This is a genomic window from Pseudoclavibacter sp. CFCC 14310 (genome assembly GCF_008831165.1).
Classification (GTDB): domain Bacteria; phylum Actinomycetota; class Actinomycetes; order Actinomycetales; family Microbacteriaceae; genus Pseudoclavibacter_A.
Map to the genome: position 1 here is coordinate 761,133 of NZ_WBKC01000002.1, position 17,776 is coordinate 778,908.

At 67.5% G+C, this 17,776-nt stretch carries 17 protein-coding genes; 1 reads left to right on the plus strand and 16 read right to left on the minus strand.

Annotated features, from left to right (window positions below; genetic code table 11):
* The first annotated feature begins 95 nt into the window (after positions 1 to 95).
* Positions 96 to 950 carry a polyphosphate kinase 2 family protein gene (locus F8O06_RS07280; protein ID WP_158038171.1) on the plus strand — a complete coding sequence of 285 codons (855 nt, stop codon included), beginning with the start codon at positions 96 to 98 and terminating at the stop codon, positions 948 to 950.
* Positions 951 to 1,351: 401 nt separating this feature from the next.
* Here the strand turns inward: F8O06_RS07280 and der are convergent, their stop codons facing one another.
* From der to F8O06_RS07360, 16 genes are all read right to left on the minus strand, one after another.
* A complete protein-coding gene (der, locus tag F8O06_RS07285) occupies positions 1,352 to 2,878 on the minus strand; it encodes a ribosome biogenesis GTPase Der (RefSeq protein WP_158031694.1) in 1,527 nt (508 codons plus the stop codon).
* The gene (cmk, locus tag F8O06_RS07290) at positions 2,871 to 3,614 is read right to left on the minus strand and encodes a (d)CMP kinase (protein ID WP_192496886.1); all 744 of its coding nucleotides are present in this window, start codon (positions 3,612 to 3,614) and stop codon (positions 2,871 to 2,873) included. The genes der and cmk overlap by 8 nt, the downstream gene beginning before the upstream one ends.
* Positions 3,611 to 4,705 (minus strand): prephenate dehydrogenase, encoded by a 1,095-nt coding sequence (locus F8O06_RS07295; protein WP_158038173.1) that lies wholly within the window; start codon positions 4,703 to 4,705, stop codon positions 3,611 to 3,613. Before F8O06_RS07295 ends, cmk begins: the two co-directional genes overlap by 4 nt.
* Before the next feature lie 11 nt (positions 4,706 to 4,716).
* Positions 4,717 to 5,505, minus strand: a complete 789-nt coding sequence (locus F8O06_RS07300; RefSeq protein WP_158038174.1) for a pseudouridine synthase — start codon at positions 5,503 to 5,505, stop codon at positions 4,717 to 4,719.
* The gene (gene scpB, locus F8O06_RS07305; protein WP_158038175.1) at positions 5,489 to 6,070 is read right to left on the minus strand and encodes an SMC-Scp complex subunit ScpB; all 582 of its coding nucleotides are present in this window, start codon (positions 6,068 to 6,070) and stop codon (positions 5,489 to 5,491) included. Before scpB ends, F8O06_RS07300 begins: the two co-directional genes overlap by 17 nt.
* A gap of 13 nt (positions 6,071 to 6,083) precedes the next feature.
* Positions 6,084 to 6,887 (minus strand): segregation and condensation protein A, encoded by an 804-nt coding sequence (locus F8O06_RS07310; RefSeq protein ID WP_158038176.1) that lies wholly within the window; start codon positions 6,885 to 6,887, stop codon positions 6,084 to 6,086.
* Positions 6,871 to 7,713: a ParA family protein gene (locus F8O06_RS07315; protein ID WP_158031700.1), complete on the minus strand. Its 843-nt coding sequence runs from the start codon at positions 7,711 to 7,713 to the stop codon at positions 6,871 to 6,873. The genes F8O06_RS07310 and F8O06_RS07315 overlap by 17 nt, the downstream gene beginning before the upstream one ends.
* A 58-nt stretch (positions 7,714 to 7,771) precedes the next feature.
* Entirely contained in the window at positions 7,772 to 8,716 is a 945-nt protein-coding gene (gene xerD, locus F8O06_RS07320) for a site-specific tyrosine recombinase XerD (RefSeq protein WP_158038177.1), read from the minus strand.
* 11 nt (positions 8,717 to 8,727) lie between these two features.
* A complete protein-coding gene (locus F8O06_RS07325; RefSeq protein WP_158038178.1) occupies positions 8,728 to 9,303 on the minus strand; it encodes an NUDIX domain-containing protein in 576 nt (191 codons plus the stop codon).
* A 6-nt stretch (positions 9,304 to 9,309) separates the two neighbouring features.
* Positions 9,310 to 10,998 (minus strand): CTP synthase, encoded by a 1,689-nt coding sequence (locus tag F8O06_RS07330; protein ID WP_158038179.1) that lies wholly within the window; start codon positions 10,996 to 10,998, stop codon positions 9,310 to 9,312.
* Between the two features lie 98 nt (positions 10,999 to 11,096).
* Positions 11,097 to 12,791: a DNA repair protein RecN gene (recN, locus tag F8O06_RS07335; protein WP_158038180.1), complete on the minus strand. Its 1,695-nt coding sequence runs from the start codon at positions 12,789 to 12,791 to the stop codon at positions 11,097 to 11,099.
* Positions 12,788 to 13,882: an NAD kinase gene (locus tag F8O06_RS07340; protein ID WP_158038181.1), complete on the minus strand. Its 1,095-nt coding sequence runs from the start codon at positions 13,880 to 13,882 to the stop codon at positions 12,788 to 12,790. Before F8O06_RS07340 ends, recN begins: the two co-directional genes overlap by 4 nt.
* A 3-nt stretch (positions 13,883 to 13,885) precedes the next feature.
* A complete protein-coding gene (locus tag F8O06_RS07345) occupies positions 13,886 to 14,701 on the minus strand; it encodes a TlyA family RNA methyltransferase (RefSeq protein ID WP_158038182.1) in 816 nt (271 codons plus the stop codon).
* Positions 14,698 to 14,907, minus strand: coding sequence for a hypothetical protein (locus tag F8O06_RS07350; protein WP_158038183.1), 210 nt, complete (start codon positions 14,905 to 14,907; stop codon positions 14,698 to 14,700). The genes F8O06_RS07345 and F8O06_RS07350 overlap by 4 nt, the downstream gene beginning before the upstream one ends.
* Before the next feature lie 10 nt (positions 14,908 to 14,917).
* The gene (locus tag F8O06_RS07355; protein ID WP_158038184.1) at positions 14,918 to 16,069 is read right to left on the minus strand and encodes an HAD-IIA family hydrolase; all 1,152 of its coding nucleotides are present in this window, start codon (positions 16,067 to 16,069) and stop codon (positions 14,918 to 14,920) included.
* Positions 16,070 to 16,079: 10 nt separating this feature from the next.
* Complete coding sequence (locus tag F8O06_RS07360) at positions 16,080 to 17,627, minus strand: amidase (RefSeq protein ID WP_158038185.1); 1,548 nt, start codon at positions 17,625 to 17,627, stop codon at positions 16,080 to 16,082.
* Positions 17,628 to 17,776: the final 149 nt, after the last annotated feature.

Sequence of the window (17,776 nt, forward strand, 5' to 3'; positions counted from 1 at the left end):
TCAGCGCCACCCGATCGCGTGCGCCGTCCGTGCACGCCGCCGCTGGGGATGCCGTGCAGCCCGGCGCCATGGGCACATCCCGATACCATGAGCACATGAAGAATCCATGGAAAGAGAGCCCGCGCGCACTGCTGCGCGCCGAGGGCGAGCACTTCGATCTGTCAGCCGTCGACCCGGCTTCGACACCGGGCTGGCGCAAAGGCTGCGACGCCGACGACTACCTCGCAGACACGGCCGGAGATCTCGCCGACCTCCAGGAGATGCTCTTCGCCAACGGCCGCACCGAAACCGGAGCGAAGCGTTCGCTGCTGCTCGTGCTGCAGGCCATGGACACCGCAGGCAAAGGCGGCATCGTCAAACACGTGATCGGCAACGTCGACCCGCAGGGCACCCACATCCATGGGTTCAAGAAGCCCACGCCAGTCGAGCTCAAGCACGACTTTCTCTGGCGCATTCGCAGAGAGCTGCCGGCGATCGGTCTGATCGGCGTCTTCGATCGTTCTCATTATGAGGATGTCCTGGTGCATCGAGTGCGCCACCTCTCGCCCGCAGAGGTGGTCGAACAGCGCTACGGCATCATCAACGACTTCGAGGCGGAGCTCACTGAACAGGGCACCACTGTGGTCAAGGTGATGCTGCACATCTCGAAGGACGAACAGCGTCGGCGTCTTGAGTCACGACTCGATCGACCTGACAAGCACTGGAAGTACTCCCCCAACGACGTTGACGAACGCGAGCTCTGGCCCGCCTACCAAGAGGCGTATCAGATCGCCATCCAGCGCACCTCGACTGCGGTGGCGCCCTGGCATGTCGTTCCCGCCGATTCGAAGCAGTACTCCCGTGCCGCTGTGCAGCGCATCCTCATTGAGACCCTCGAAGATCTCGCGCTCACCTGGCCGAAGGCCGACTTCGACGTCGAGACCGAGCGTCGGCGCCTCGCCGCCAGCTGACCTCGCTGAAGCCTGTGCCTCAGCGCAGCACCAGCGCTGCACAGCGCTGCTCCGGCACCAGCCGGCACTGCACCAGCCCCAATACCGAGCACGGTTCCGCTGGGATGGACACAGTTCCGCTGAGATCACCACAGTCTCAGCGGAACGGTGTCAGTCTTGGCGAAACGGTGCACGGCTGCACTGCGCTCCACGTCTGACTGGGATCGACGAGCTGCGGGGTGTCTGCGAAGTGCGCGGTGCGGCCGGCGAACTGAGATTGAGGGACGCGAACTGCGGGGTCGGCGAGCTTCGCGCTGCTGTCGAGCTGCCGGGGCCGGACGGTGGGCTGAGGGCGGAGAGAGGCATACCGCTAGAGGCAACCTGCAACCTGCAACCTGCAACAGCGTGTGCCAGAGCTGGTCTTACTTGCGACCGCGCTTCTCGCGAACACGCATGTTGATGCGAATGGGCGTGCCGACGAACCCGTAGACCTCGCGCAGGCGACGTGTGATGAAGCGTCGATACTGCGGGTCCATGAAGCCGCTGGTGAAGAGCACGAAGGTCGGCGGCTGTGTGTCCGCCTGCGTGCCGAACAGGATGCGAGGCTGCTTTCCGCCGCGCAGCGGGTGCGGGTTCGCCTGGGTGAGCTCGTGGATGAACGCGTTGAACTTGCCGGTGGGCACACGGGTGTCCCAGCCTTCAAGCGCGGCCTGCAGGGCGGGCACCAGCTTCTCGAGATGACGACCGGTCTTGGCCGAGAGGTTCACCCGAGGCGCCCAAGCCACATGGCCGAGGCGCTGCTCGATCTCACGCTCGAGCTGGGGGCGGCGTTCGTCGTCGAGCAGATCCCACTTGTTGAACGCGAGCACGAGCGCGCGACCGGCTTCGAGCACCATGTCGATGATGCGCAGATCCTGGTCAGAGATGCTCTGGCTCACGTCGATCACCACGATGGCGACCTCGGCACGGTCGAGCGCAGACTGTGTGCGCAGCGTTGCGTAGTAGTCGCTGCCCTGCTGCAGGTGCACGCGACGACGGATGCCTGCGGTGTCGACGAAGCGCCAGGTCGTGCCGAGAATGGTGACCAGCTCGTCGACCGGGTCGCGCGTAGTACCGGCCAGGTCGTTGACCACGGCGCGCGTCGAGCCGGTCGCCTTGTTCAGCAGGCTCGACTTGCCCACGTTCGGGCGGCCGATGATGGCCACACGACGCGGCCCGCCAGGCTGCTGCTGCGCAACCTTCGACTCCTTCGGCAGCATCTTGATCACCGCGTCGAGCAGATCGCCGCTGCCACGTCCGTGCAGCGCCGAGACAGGGTGCGGCTCACCGAGGCCGAGGCTCCAGAGCGCCGCGACCTCGGCCTCCTGGCCACCTGCGTCGACCTTGTTGGCGACCAGCAGCACAGGCTTGCCCGAGCGCCGCAGCACGGCCACCAGCTGCTCGTCGGTCGAAGTCGGCCCCACCTTTGCATCCACCACGAAGAGCACGCCGTCGGCCTCTTCGATGGCCAGCTCCGCTTGTTCGGCCACCGACCGGTCGAGGCCTTTGGCCTCGAGCTCCCAGCCGCCGGTGTCGACCAGTCTGAAGGGCTGACCGTTCCACTCGGCGTCGTACGACACACGATCGCGGGTGACACCGGGAGTGTCTTCGACGACGGCCTCACGGTGGCCGAGCACGCGGTTGACGAGTGATGACTTGCCCACGTTCGGGCGGCCGATCACGGCCAGCACGGGCGGGGCAGGACGAGCCGCCTGCGCATCGGGCGTCTCGTCGCCGCTGGCCAGCACCGCCGCGTCTTCGGGCTCGAGGTCGTAGTCGTCGAGCTCGGCGCGTGCCACGTCGGCGACCTGCTGCTCGATCTCGGGTTCGATGTGCTGCAGACGGGCAGCGAGCTCATCTGCGCTGGTGGCGCCGAACTCGGGGTCGATCGGTTCGCGTGATTCAGCCATGTGACTCCTGAGTCTGAGGATGAGATGGAAGGTTCGTGCCGGTGCCCGCCGCCGCAGGAACGAGCCCCGCAACTTTATCAGTGACCTGCTCGAGGGTGAGATCGCTGGTGTCGATGAGCGTCACGCCGTCGGCCGGGCGCATGAAGTCGACCACGCTGAGATCGCGGGCGTCACGCTCCGAGATGCTGCGTGCGATGGATGCCACGTCGGCTTCACCGATCTGTGCGGCTCGCCTGCGGGCGCGGGCGTCGGCGGATGCGGTGAGCAGCACCCGAACCTCGGCCTGCGGAAAGGTGACCGTGGTGATGTCGCGCCCCTCGGCGACGACGCCGGGCGCCGACGTGGTCGCGGCGAGGTGGCGGAAGGCAGTGTTGAGATGGTCGCGTACGATGGGCAGCTGCGAGTAGCGGCTCACCGCACCGCTCACCTCGTGCGTGCGGATCTCGGCAGAGACGTCGCGCCCCCGAATCAGGATGTGCGAGTGGTCGAAGGCCTGGGCGATGATCTGATCGAACGCGTCGAGCAGCCCCCGTACGGCGGCCTCGTCGTGCGGATCGACTTCGGTGCGCAGCGCGATCAGCGTGAGCACTCGGTACCAGGCGCCGGTGTCGAGATGTGCGTAGTGCAGGCGTTCTGCAACTGCCTTCGCAGTGCTTGACTTGCCGCTGCCCGCCGGCCCGTCCAGGGCGATGATGACCGGCTTGGGTGCGGCCGCCGGTGTGCGTGTCTCAGTCATCGACTCAACCGCCATCCGCGCTCCTTCAGTGCTCTGGTCAGCTCTTCGACGCGTTCGGGCAGCACCGAGACCTCGGCGAGCCCGAACTCGGCCTTGGGCGAGTGCTCCAGACGCAGATCTTCGATGTTGATGCCGATCTCGCCGATCTCGGCGAAGAGACGCGCGAGTTCGCCCGGCCTGTCGTCGACGAACACGATCGTCGTCGAGAATTCGGCATCGGTGCCGTGCTTGCCGGGGATACGACGCACTCCGGTGTTGCCTGCGATGAACAGCTCGGTGATCTCGCGGCGTGCACCGGCACGGTCGACGTCTTCGAGATCGTGGATCATCGCGTCGAGGTCATCGCGCAGGGCACGCAGCACGCTGGTCACCTCGTCAGAGTTCGCGGCGAGGATCTGCAGCCAGAGCCCCGGGTCGCTGGCGGCGATACGCGTCGTGTCGCGAAGCCCCTGCCCGGCAAGAGAGATCTGTGACGGCGTGCCGTCGACGAGCCGACCGGCCAGCAGCGTGGCGACGACTTGAGGCACATGCGAGATCAGGGCGACGGCCCGGTCGTGCTGCACGGGGTCGAGATGCACCGGTACAGCTTCGACGTCAAGTGCGAGTCGTTCGACGGTCTCGAGCGCGTGAGCGGTGACGTGCTTGTGCTCGGCGATCACCCACGGCTGGCCGCGAAAGAGGTCGGCCCGCGCCGAGATCGGCCCGCCGCGCTCACGCCCCGCCATCGGGTGCGAGCCCAGATAGCGATCGAGATCGGCGCCTTCGTCGATCAGCGCCCGCACGATCTGCGCCTTCACGCTGGTGACGTCGGTGACCACGGCGTCGGGCCAGCGACGCAGCTGCTCGGCCACGGCATCCGCCGCGATCTCAGGCGGCACCGCGACGACCACGAGCACCGGCTGGTCGCCGTCGGCCAAGGCACGACCTGCGCCGTAGTCGGCTGCGAGCGCCAGCGCGCTGGGCGAGATGTCAGAGAGCAGCACCTCGACACCGCGCTGCATCAAAGCGAGGCCGATGCTGGCGCCCAGCAGCCCGGTGCCGATGATGAGCACCGGTGACGGGGTGCGCGCGAGATCGTGACTGATGCTCATATCGGGCCAGTCTAGTCGTTCTCGGGTGCGGCACCCTGTGGCGCGACCGCATCGCCGGTCTGCTTGAGCAGCCGGCCGACTTCGTCACTGGTCAGCGGGCGCATCTGACCCTCACGCAGCGTGCCGAGGTGAACGGGGCCGAACTGACGCCGAGTCAGCTCAATGACCGGGTGGCCGACGTGCCCGAACATGCGGCGGACGATACGGTTGCGCCCGGAGTGCAGGGTCACCTCGACCATGGTTTGGTCACGGCTGGCGTCGAGCACACGAGCGCGGTCGGCGGCGATCGGCCCGTCATCGAGCACGATGCCCTCACGTAGCTCGGCGAGGGTGCGCGGCGCGACCTTGCCGCGCACGAGGGCGACGTACACCTTGTCGATCTCGAATGAGGGATGCATCAGCCGATGTGCGAGCTCGCCGTCGTTGGTCAGCAGCAGCAGCCCGTGCGTCGCCTCGTCGAGACGACCGACGTTGAAGATGCGTCCGGTCTCGGCGGTCACGTAGCGGCTGAGATCGGGGCGGCCCCGCTCGTCGCTCATGGTGCTCACCACGCCGGCCGGCTTGTTGAGCGCGTAGTAGCGCAGATCGGGGTCGGTGACGATCACCAGGCCGTCGACCTCGATGCGGTCGTCGGGCCTCACTCGAGAGCCGAGTTCGCGCACCACGCGCCCGTTCACCGTGACTCGCCCGGCGGCGATGAGCTCTTCGCTCGCGCGACGAGACGCCACCCCGGCGGCGGCCATCACCTTCTGCAGGCGTTCGCCGTCGGCGCGCGGGGTGTGGTCAGCTGAGGTCGTCATCTTCAGGGTCCTCCGGAAGCAGGTCGGAAATGGGTGGCAGGTCGGCGAGCGAGTCGATGCCGAGGTGGCTGAGCAGCAGGTCGGTCGTCTCGAAGAAGGTCGCCTGGGTCTGCTCGTCGACATAGGCCTCGGCGATCAGCCCGCGTGCGAGCAGTGTGCGCACGACCGAGTCGACGTTGACCGCACGGATCGAGGCGATCTGACCGCGACTGATCGGCTGTTTGTAGGCGATCACCGAGAGGGTCTCGAGTGCGGCCTGCGAGAGTCTGGGCGGGGTCTGCTCCTCGATCATGCGGCGCACGACCTGTTCGCAGCCGGCACGCACGTAGAGCTGCCAGCCGCCGGCGATCTGTCGCAGCTCGAACCCTCGCACCGGGGGCGCGTCGTAGTCGGCGCGCAGCTCGTCCAGTGCCTGAGCGACCTCGGGCACGGGCGTCTCGACCGCTGCGGCCAGCGAGATCGTGTCGATCGGGTGGTCGGCGGCGATCAGCACCGCTTCGAGGCGGGCACGCACCGGCAGCTGCGCCAGTTCGTTGGCTGCGACGAGCTGTTCGCTCTCGCTCATGGCGTCCTCTCGGTCATTGGTCGTAGTCGGCTCCCAGCGCGGCGAGCTGATCGTCGCTCCAGTGCTGGCCTGTCCAGCGTACGCTGAGCGGCCCCAGCGGCTCGATCTGCTCATAGGTGATCGCCGCCTCACGGTAGAGCTCGAGCACAGCCAGAAAGCGGGCGACGATGACTCCCCTGCTGTCGGAGTCGGCGATGAGCTCTTGGAACGTCGCCTGGCCTGTGGCGCGCAGACGTGCGACGAGCACGGCTGCCTGCTCGCGGATGCTGACCGCCGGTGCGTGCAGATGCGCGAGTCCGATGGTCGGCGGGGTCTTGGGGGCCAGAGCAAGTCGAGCGATAACCGCGAAGTCGTCGAGCGACGTCGTCCAGACCAGCTCGGGCGGGGTGAGATCGATCTCGGCTGCGGCGCCAGCGGTGCGCGGCACGCGCAGCCGCTCGCTTTCGAGGTGCGTCGCGAACCAGGCAGAGACCTGTTTGAACGCCCGGTACTGCAGCAGCCGGGCGAAGAGCAGGTCACGCGCCTCGAGCGCGGCGATGTCCTCGTCGTCGACGGCCTCGCCGCGTGGCAGCAGACTGGCGACCTTCATATCGAGCAGGGTCGCAGCGATCACGATGAACTGGCTGGCCTGCTCCAGCTGCCCGGCTTCGTCGAGCGCCCGCGCATAAGCCACGAATTCGGTGGTGACCGCGCTCAGCGAGATCTCTGTGACGTCGAGCTCGTGACGGCTGACCAGCGTCAGCAGCAGGTCGAACGGGCCGTCGAAGTTGTCGAGCCGGACAGCGAAGCCGGGCTCGGCGTCAGGGCGCTCCGCCACGCGAGATCAGTTCTCTGGCGACGCGCCGATACGCCTCGGCCGCCGGGTGGCTGCTGGCGAACTCGGTGATCGGGCGGGCCGCGACCGACGCGTCGGGAAACTTGACGGTGCGCGGAATCACGGTGTCGAAGACCTTGTCGCCGAACGCCTCGCGCACGCGCGCCGACACCTCGCGGGCGTGCAGCGTTCGCGAGTCGAACATGGTGATCAGAATGCCGTCGAGTTCGAGCGCGGGGTTGAGCCGGTCCTGCACCTTCTCGACCGTCTCGACGAGCAGAGCGACGCCGCGCAGGGCGAAGTACTCGGCCTCCAGCGGAATCAGCACACCGTGCGCCGCGGTGAGCGCGTTGATGGCGAGCAGGCCGAGGGAGGGCTGGCAATCGACCAGAATGACGTCGTAGTCACCGGTGACCTGCCGCAGGGCACGGCTCAGGGCCTGTTCGCGGGCCACCTCGTTGACCAGCTGCAGCTCGGCGGCTGAGAGGTCGATGTTGGCGGGCAGCACGTCGAGGTCTTGGATGAGACTCGGCACGATAACCGAGCGTGTGTCTTTGACCGTGCCCATCAACAGGTCGTAGATCGTGGGGTCGTCCATCGTCTGAACGCCGAGCGACGCCGAGAGTGCGCCCTGCGGATCGAAGTCGACAAGCAGCACGCGCCGCCCGTACTCGACGAGCGCCGCGCCCAGACTCACCGTCGTGGTGGTCTTGCCGACGCCGCCCTTCTGATTGCACATCGCGATCACGCGTGCAGGGCCGTGGCTGGTCAACGGCTGGGGCACGGGAAAATCATTCACGCCGCATAGTCTACCCGTCGCCTGACTCATGCATCACGAGCGGCTCGACGCCGACGCCCTCGGCTGACGTGTGTGCGGCCCGGCACCGTCAGCGATGCGCCCGCGGGTGGCTGGTCGCGTAGACCTGTCGCAGGTGCTCCTGCGTGACACGCGTGTAGACCTGCGTGGTCGTCACCGACGCGTGCCCGAGCATCTCTTGAACGATGCGGATGTCAGCCCCGCCGGCGAGCAGATGTGTGGCGAAGGAGTGCCGCAGCACGTGCGGTGACACTCGATGCTCGAGGTCGACGCGAGCCGCTGCGCGTTTGATGATCGTCCACACCGCCTGTCGCGAGAGGCGCCCGCCGCGCACGCCGAGAAACAGATGCGCTCCGCCCCTCCCCCTCGCGGCGAGGGCTGGACGCACCCTGACCAGGTAGGCGTCCAGCGCGGCTCGCGCATAGGAGCCGAACGGCACGACGCGCTGCTTGCCGCCTTTGCCGCGCAGCCGGACCACGTCGATCGTGTCGGCATCGGCTCGTTCCACGTGTTGAACGTCGTCGACCAGTGCGTCGCAGAGTTCGCTCACTCGGGCACCGGTGGCATAGAGGAATTCGAGGATGGCCCTGTCGCGCACCGACTCCGGGTCGCTGCCGTCGACCCCGCCGAGCAGCCGCGACACCTCGTCGATCGACAGAGCCTTGGGCAGTCGGCTGGGCTTCTTGGGCGCATGGAGCACAGTGGCCGGGTCGTGTGGGGTGCGGCCGTCGAGAAAGAGATGGCGGTGCAGGCTGCGCACCGCGCTGAGCATACGGCCCGTGGTGGTGGCTGCCGTCGGCAGACCGGCCTCGGCTCGATGGTCGGCCAGCCACTGCGGGTACTCGCTGAGATCGCGTTCGGTCAGGGTGGTCAGGTCGACGACGCCTCGCTCGGCCAGCCAGTCGGTGTAGCTGCGCAGGTCGGAGCGATAGCTGCGCACGGTGTTCTCAGACAGGCCGCGTTCGATGCGCAGGTGGCGCAGGAACGCGTCGATCTCGCGGTCGACCGCAGGCATGGCGGCCTCGGTCAGCCCCGACGACTGCGGTTGGCGGCCTCAGCGAGGATGGACACCACAAGCGTCGGGTTGTGCAGACGGCCGGAGAGCACGGCGTCGAGCACTTCGTCGAAGGCACGCCAGGTGAGGCCCATGTCCTGCTCTTCGGCGGTGCGCTCGAAGTGCGCGGCCGGCGAGAGACCGGTGGCGCGATACATGCGCAGCCGCTCGTTGCTGCCGCCAGGCGTGGTGTACATGTCGATGAGGTGCAGCCAGTGTTCGGCGACGAGCTCGGCCTCTTCGGCGAGCTCCCGCTTCGCCGCGTCCAGCGGCAGCTCGCCGGGCACATCGAGCAGACCTGCGGGCACTTCCCAGAGGCGCTCACGAACCGGATGGCGATACTGGTGAACGAGCGCGACACGGTCGAGGTCGTCGATCGCGAGCACGCCGACGGCACCGGGATGCTCCACGAACTGTCGGGTGAGCTGCCCGCCGTCGTAGTCGAAGCGTTCGCTCGTCACATCGATGACATGACTCTGCAGATCGAGATGCCGTTCGCGGATCTCATGCTGCTCTGCGCTGTCGCACAGCTCCGATTCGTCGGTCATGTCGGTTCAGCTCTCGGTCGTGGAGTTCTCGACGTCGAAGAGACGAGAGGCCTGCTGACGCTCCAGCGCCGCGGCGATCAGCCCGGCGAACAGCGGGTGAGGAGCCGTCGGGCGTGATTTGAACTCGGGGTGCGCCTGCGTGCCCACGTAGTAGGGATGCACATCGGCCGGCAGCTCGACGAACTCGACGAGGTGCCCGTCGGGCGACGTGCCGCTGAAGCGCAGGCCGGCGGCGGCGATGCGATCGCGGTACACGTTGTTCACCTCGTAGCGGTGGCGGTGACGTTCGGTGACGTCGGTGCTCCCATAGGCCTGGGCCACGATCGAATCGTCGGCCAAGGCAGCCGGGTACGAGCCAAGTCGCATGGTGCCGCCCAGGTCGCCCTCGGCGAGGATGTCGACCTGCTCGGCCATGGTCGCGATGACCGGTTCGTGCGTCTGCGGGTCGAACTCGCTTGAGGATGCCTCGGTCAGGCCGGCCTCGGAACGTGCGTATTCGATGACCATGCACTGCAGTCCGAGGCAGAGCCCGAGTGTGGGGATGCCCTGCTCTCGGGCGAAGGTGAGCGCGGCGAGCTTGCCCTCGATGCCGCGGATGCCGAAGCCGCCGGGCACGCAGATCGCGTCGACGGCGCCGAGCTCGCGCTCGCGCACCTGTTCGTCGAGCAGACTGTCTGAGGGGATCCAGCGCACGTTCACCTTGGTGGTGTGGGCGAAGCCGCCGGCTCGAAGCGCCTCGGTGACCGACAGGTAGGCGTCGGGAAGATCGATGTACTTGCCGACCAGCCCCACGGTGACCTCGTGCTTAGGGTTGTGCACCGCGTCGAGCACCGGCTGCCAGCGGGACCAGTCGACGTCGTGCGTCTGCAGGCCCAGCTGCTCGGCGATGACTTTGTCGAGCCCCTCGCTGTGGATGATGGTCGGAATGTCGTAGATGCTCGACGCATCCGGACAGTTCACGACCGCACCGGTCTCAAGGCTGCACATCAGGGCGATCTTCGACTTGATGCTGTCGCCGACGGGGCGATCCGAGCGCAGCACGATGGCGTCGGGCTGCACGCCGATCGATCGCAGTGCGGCAACCGAGTGCTGAGTGGGCTTGGTCTTGAGCTCGCCGCTGGGGCCGATGTAGGGCACCAGCGAGACGTGCACGAAGAACACGTTGTCGCGGCCGAGCTCCTGACGAACCTGACGGGCGGCCTCGAGGAAGGGCTGCGACTCGATGTCGCCGACAGTGCCGCCGATCTCGGTGATGATCACGTCGGGCGTGTGCTCGCCATGGGCCTGTGCGCGCATACGACGCTTGATCTCGTTGGTGATGTGCGGAATGACCTGCACGGTGTCGCCGAGGTATTCGCCACGACGTTCTTTGGCGATGACCTCGCTGTACACCTGACCGGTGGTCACGTTCGCCGCCTGGTTCAGGTTGATGTCGAGAAAGCGCTCGTAGTGGCCGATGTCCAGGTCGGTCTCGGCGCCGTCTTCGGTGACGAACACCTCGCCGTGCTGAAACGGGTTCATGGTGCCGGGATCGACATTGAGATAGGGGTCGAGCTTCTGCATGACGACTCTCACACCGCTGGCTCGAAGAATATGGCCGAGACTGGCCGCCGTGAGGCCCTTTCCGAGCGAGGAGACCACGCCCCCGGTCACGAAGATCTGCTTTACCGTCCGAGTGCTCTGCGCGTTATCCACGGGTCTTCATCCTATCTCATTCGCAGCGGTCTTCGAACACTGCGATGTCGTCGTTGCTCTGATCATGTCTCTGACTGCGGTGCTCATGCACGGCTCTCTCATTCGGCCTCAATGCGGGACTGCTCCAGCAGCTCGTGTGCATGTGCCAGCGCGGTGTCGCTGACGCGGCCGGCCAGCATGCGGGCGAGCTCGTGCACGCGCTGCTCGCCGTCCAGGCGAACCACATCGCTGGTCGTGACGCGTTCGTCTCCGACCTTGGTGACGACGAGATGCGTATCGGCGTAGGCCGCGACCTGCGGCAGATGCGTCACGACGAGCACCTGCGCATGCCGTGCGAGTCTGGCCAGCCGCTGCCCGATCTGCACGGCAGCCGCGCCGCCGACCCCCGAGTCGACCTCGTCGAACACGAAGGTCCGATCCGCCAGGTCGCCGCTCGCCGCCAGTCGCAACTCCAGAGCGAGCATGACGCGTGACAGCTCGCCGCCGCTCGCCGATCGTGCCAGCGGCAGCGGGTCGGCACCGGCGTGCGCTGCCAGCAGGAACGCCACCTCGTCTGCCCCGGTCGCATCCACCGCACACGGCATGACCTGCACGGCGAACGCTGCGTCGCGCATCGCGAGGCTTCCGAGTTCGCCGGTGACCTCTTCGCTGAGTCGCTGCGCAGCACTGCGGCGGATGTCGCTCAGGCGACGCGCGGTGAGGTCGCGCTGGTCGAGGGCCTCGGCGAGCGCGACGGCGAGCTGCTCCCGGGTGTCGCCGTCGGCGTCGAGTTCGGCCAGTCTGGCGCTGCCGTCGTTCAGCAGGGAGATCGCCTCGTCGAGGCCGCCGAACCGACGTTCGAGGTCTCGCAGCGTGTCGAGACGCTCGTGCGCCGCGGCCAGCTCGCCGTCGCCCACGTCGTCGAGCGCGGCGATGTAGGAGCTGAGGTCGCCAGAGAGATCCTGGGTCATGGCCTCGACCTCGTGCAGCCGGGTCGCAAGATCGCTCAGGTCGGGATCGCCCGCGCTCTCAAGATCGGCGCGCGCACCGCTGAGCAGACCGAGTACGTCCTGCGGGCCGGCCACCGCGTCGATGTCGGCCGAGAGCCGCTGCCGGGCGTCGCCGGCTCGACGCAGCAGATCCTGTCTGGCGTCGAGCCGTGCGACACGGGCCTCGATCTGGTCGAGCTCCCCGGGCTGGGGCGAGACGGCTTCGACCGCCTCGATCTCTTCGCGCAGCCGGTCTGCCTCGGCTCGACGGGCCTCGGCGTCGTCGGCGAGCGCCCGTGCCCGACGGTCGAGATCACGCCAGCGTCGATAGGCGTCGTGAAAGGCCTCTGCAGCGGCACGCAGCTCTCGCCCGCCGAACGCGTCGAGCACGTCACGCTGCTGAGCGGCGGTGCGCAGCCGCAGCTGGTCGCTCTGGCCGTGAATCGAGACCAGCTGACCGATGGTGTCGGCGAGCACGCCGTTCGGCACCGCATGGCCGCCAAGCCAGGCTCGAGTGCGACCGGTGGCGGCGAGTCGGCGAGTCACGATCAGATCGCCGTCGTCGATCTCTCCGCCGGCGTCTTCGACGGCCTGGGCGACATCGCTCTCGGAAGACACCTGCAGCAGACCCGAGACCTCTGCGCGATCGGCGCCGGCACGCACGCGTGAGGCGTCTGCTCGCGCACCCTGCAGCAGCTGCAGAGCGGTGACGACCATGGTCTTGCCCGCGCCGGTCTCACCGGTGATGACAGTGAGCCCGGCACCGAGCTCCAGGGTCGCCGACTCGACGACGCCGAGGTCGTCGATGCGAACTTCGTCGATCACGTGCGGTCTCCGCTCGTGCGCTCGGGGCTCTCGTCGGCCTCTGGGCGGGCCCGCCCCTGTTCGGCTGCCGCTGGTTCGGCCAGGTCGAGCATTCGCTCGGCCTCCTGCAGCGCCTCCTGCGTCTCGCGCGTGCGAACGGCATGCTGCTGCCAGCTCAGCGAGGGCAGCGAGAACTTGTTCACCAGACGATCGACGAACGATCCACGTCGCAGGCGGGCGAGCCGAACCGGAATGGTCGAGCGACCGACCTGGACGAGCGACCCGGGAGGCAGCGTCTGACTGCGGCGACCGTCGCACCAGCTGATGGCGCCATCGGCGTCGTCGCCCAACTGCACGTTGACCGAGCTGTACGGCGAGATCACCAGCGGGCGCGCGAACAGGGCGTGTGCGTTCAGCGGAACGAAGAGCAGCGCTTCGAGATTGGGCCAGACGATCGGGCCGCCCGCTGAGAATGCGTAGGCGGTCGAGCCGGTCGGCGTGCTCACCATCACGCCGTCACATCCGAACGCGGTGAACGGCCGATCGTTGATGCTGACGTCGACGGTGATCATCTTGTTGCTGCGCGGCTTCTCGATGGTCACTTCGTTGAGCGCCCAGTCTTGGAAGAGCAGACGGCCTGCTGAGAACACCCGCACGTTCAGCGCGAGACGCTCCTCGACCTCATAGGTGCGAGAGACCACGTGCCGCACTGCGTCGACGAGATCGCCACGCTCGCTCTCGGCCAGAAACCCCACGTGTCCGAGGTTCACGCCGATGATCGGTGTGGCGTCGAACCGCACCAGCTCTGCTGCGCGCAGAATCGTGCCGTCACCGCCGAGCACCATGACGATCTCGAGATCCGGGCCGGTGCAGTCTTCGCCCAGCACCTCGGCGTCGTCGATGTCGATGCCCCACTCGCGCAGCGGCGCGATCGCGTCCGGCGGGAACACCGGCACCAAATGCGACTCACGCAGCAGACGCAGGGTCGTCTGAGTCGACTTCAGCGCCACCTCGCGTTTGGGGTGCACGACGAGCAGCACTCGCCGAGGCTGATCGGCCCGTCGCTGTCGGGCGCGGGGCGTCGGCTGAGCCGAATGCGCGCTGACGGCCATGCGTCACCTCCTGCCGATCAGTTCGTCGACTCGCTCATGCCAGTCGACGGCTCTGTCCCCGTTCGGGGTGAGCCAGATGGGAAACTCCTGGTTGCCGGTGCCGCCCACCACGCTCGTTCGTGTGATGCCGGCGACGACGAGGCCGATCTGCTCGGCGCAGGCGGCCACACGCTCGATGGCGGCCCGATGCCCGGCCGGATCGTGCACGAGACCACCACGGTCAAGGTTACCGCGGCCGACTTCGAACTGCGGCTTCACCAGCAGCACGAAGTCGTGTGCATCGAGCTGTTCGTGCAGTCGAGGCAGCACCTGGGTGAGCGAGATGAACGACAGGTCGCCGACGACCAGGTCGATCTGATCGGGCGACACTGCGCACGACGCGGCCGCGGCCAGTTCGGCACGCGTGAACCAGCGCAGGTTGACCCCTTCGATCGAGCTCACTCCGGAGTCTGCGGCGATCGCCGCAGCGAGCTGATCGTGCCCGACGTCGACGGCGAAGACGTGTGCGGCGCCGCGTTCGCGCAGCACTTGGGTGAATCCTCCTGTAGAGGCGCCTGCGTCGAGCGCGACACGGCCCGAGACATCGATGTGGAACGCGTCGAGCGCATCGATGAGCTTGCCCGCTGCACGCCCCACGTAGTGATGGTCACCGCTGACGGCGAGCGTCTGTCCGGCGTGAACCGGATACGACGCCTTGTCGACGATGCGCCCGTCGAGGGTCACCTGACCCGTGCGAACGAGCTTCTGCGCCTGCGTGCGAGATCGTGCGAGCGATTGCTCGACGAGCGCCTGATCAAGCCGGATGCCGGTGGGGTTCATCGCCCGCCCAGCTGGGTCTGACCGACCGCCTGTTCGAGCCGCCGGCTCAGATCGGCGTAGAGATGTTCGTATTCGACCGCACGCTGATCGATCGGCAGCTCGTCGATGCGCTGCAGCGTCGATGTGATCAGCGCACGATCGATCGCTGCGTTCTCGTCGCTCGCCGGCTGCGGCCGTTCGGGCATCTGCTGATCGGGCATCGTCATGTGCGGCATCCTACCGCGGCGGGCCGACGAGGTCTTCGGGCAGGCGCAGCGCAGAGACGGGGATGCTGCATTCCCAGACAGCGGCGGCCGCGGCCCGCAGCGTGTCGATGTCGCTCGGGTCGCCGCGCTCGATGATGACGTCGGCTCCGTCGATGCGCACCACAGAGTGTCCACTGACAGCTCCGTTGGGCGCAATCTCGAGCACTGGATACGGTCGGTGCAGGTCAGCCAGCGTCTGCAGCAGAAAATCCGGCCGTCGCTCTGGCGCTGCCTCGATGATCTCACGCGCCTGGTCCACACCGGTCAGCACGTGGGCCGAGGTGATGCCGACACGACGTGCTCCCTCGATGTCGGTGTCGAGGCGATCTCCGATGAACAGGGGCTGAGCCGCTCGAAAGCGGGTGACTGCAACGTCGAAAATCGGCCGCTCCGGCTTGCCTGCGATCGTCGGGAAGGTGCCCGTCGCCGTGTGCACAGCTGAGAGCAGCGTTCCATTGCCAGGCGCCAGACCGCGTTCGTTCGGCAGCGTCCAGTCCTGGTTCGTACCGATCCACACGGCGCCTGCGGCGACGGCGTAGGCGGCCTCGGCCAGATCCGCCCAACTGACGTCCTTGGCGAAGCCCTGCACGACGGCGGCGGTCTGCTCGCTCTGTGTGCGGGTCACATGATAGCCGGCCTGCTGCACGGCCTCGAGCAGCCCGACACCACCGACGACGAGCACCTCCGCACCGGGGGCAATGTGGTCAGCGAGCAGCGGCACGGCGGCCTGAGGGCTCGTCACGATGTCATTCTCCGCAACGTGCAGACCCATTGCGTTGAGCTGGTCGGCGACCATCTTCGGCGTGCGTGAGGCGTTGTTCGTCAGATAGCTGACCTGCAGCCCGGTGCGCTGCGCGAGGTTCAGCGACTCGACGGCATCGGGCACGGGCTCGGGGCCGCGGTAGACGACGCCGTCGAGGTCGGCGAAGATCGCGTCGGCCCCGTCAAGCGGCGAATTCGGCACCACTTTGGCGGTTGGTTCTGCACCGGCGTCATTCGGCAGAGTCGTCGGTAGGCTGCTGTGGCTTGCAGGAGTGCCGGAGCTCTGCTGCTCCCCCGGACGTTCGCCGGTTGTGGCTTCGTCGCGATGCCGCTGTGTGAGACGCTGCAGGAATCCAGACATGACGTCCATCCTACGGGTAGAGCCACGGGTGCCCAGACCACGCTGCCAGACGTTCGATCTCGGCGGCGATGCGCAGCAGGTGGTCGTCATGCCCGAGGCGTCCGATCAGCTGCACACCGAGCGGCAGCCCGTCTCGTGCCAACCCGGTGGGAATCACAATCGCCGGCGCGCCCGACACGTTCACGAACGAGGTGAACGGCGTGAACGCTCCCTGCTCCGCGAAGTTGCGACGGGCATCCGCCGTGTCGAACCAGCCGTTCGGGCGAGCTGTCAGTGCCAAGGCGGGCGTGAGCACGACATCCCACGGAGCGAACGCCGCCGTCACGCGTTCTCCATAATCGTGCAGGTATCGCAGTGCACGCGTCTTCGTCGCCCTGGGAAGGGCGCGACCGCTGTGAATCAGCCACTGTGTCAGCGGCTCGACTTCGTCGATGCGGTTCGAGGGAATCGGCAGACCGGCCGCGCCCATCTGCCACACAGCGCTGAACGACTGGCCGTACTCCACCGAGTCGGGCAGCCGCAGAGAGCGCACGTCATGGCCTCCTTCGTCGAGCAGGTCGGCGATTCTGCTCACCTGTGCCGCGGCCTCGACCGACACCTGCACCTGGACGAACGCGTCCCAGGGGCTCCCCTGCAGCACGCCGACGCGAAGCCGGCCCGGTGACGCTTCGCCAGAGCGCACCTTGGCAGGAGCCACCGAATCTGCGAGCGGGGTCGCAGAAGACCCGTTTCGTCCAGGGCCGCTCGCGTACGGGTGACGGGCACCACGAAGCCTCGCGAGGCCGCCGAGCAGACCGTCGACGAGCAGAGCCGCATCGGCGACGCTGCGTGCGATCGGCCCGGGCACCACCAGATCGAGCTCGGGTGCGTCTGGCGCCAGATCGTCGGCCGGCGTCGCCCGTCGCGCTTCGAAGCCTTTCAGGCAGAAGAGGTCGCGGCTCAGCTTCATCCCCACCAGCCCGCAGCTGGCAGCCGGGATACGAACCGATCCGCCGCCGTCGGTGCCCACCGCGAAGGGCAGCATTCCTGAGGCCACGGCTGCCGCGGCACCGCCGCTCGATCCGCCGGCGTTGCGCGAGAGCTTCCAGGGGTTCAGCGCGGGACGCCCCGCATCAGGTTCGGTATACCCAGAAAGACCGAACTCCGGAGTGCTGGTGCGCCCGATGCTCACCGCTCCAGCAGCGTCGGTCGCCGCCAGCATTGGGTGCGTCTCGGTCGCCGGTGTGGTTGCGTGCACTCGTGAGCCGTAGCGGGTCACGCTGCCCGAGCGATCGTAGAGATCCTTGTCTGCCAGTGCGAGCCCCCAGAGCGGATGCTGTGCCGCCGAGTGTGGCAGACGCATGCCCGTCTGAGTCAGTGAGCGTGCCCGTTCCAGGGCAGATTCCGCGCTGAGTTCGGTGAACGCACCGATAGGGCGCGGAGTTCCGATCGGTCTCTCGGCGAAATCCAGGAATCGCACACGATCGAGGAACGCCTGCACGACGTCCAGCGGGCTCACTTCGCCGCGAAGCAGCAGAGCTCGAAGAGCGACCGCGCTCATTTCGTGCAGAGAGCTCATGTCGAGCAGTCTACTGGGCGTGTGCGTGTGTGATTGGCGTTCGTGTGTGTGGTTAACGACGGAAGGCCACCCCGCTAGCGGGGTGGCCTTCCGTGAATAATGTTCCGGCGGTGTCCTACTCTCCCACACGGTCCCCCGTGCAGTACCAT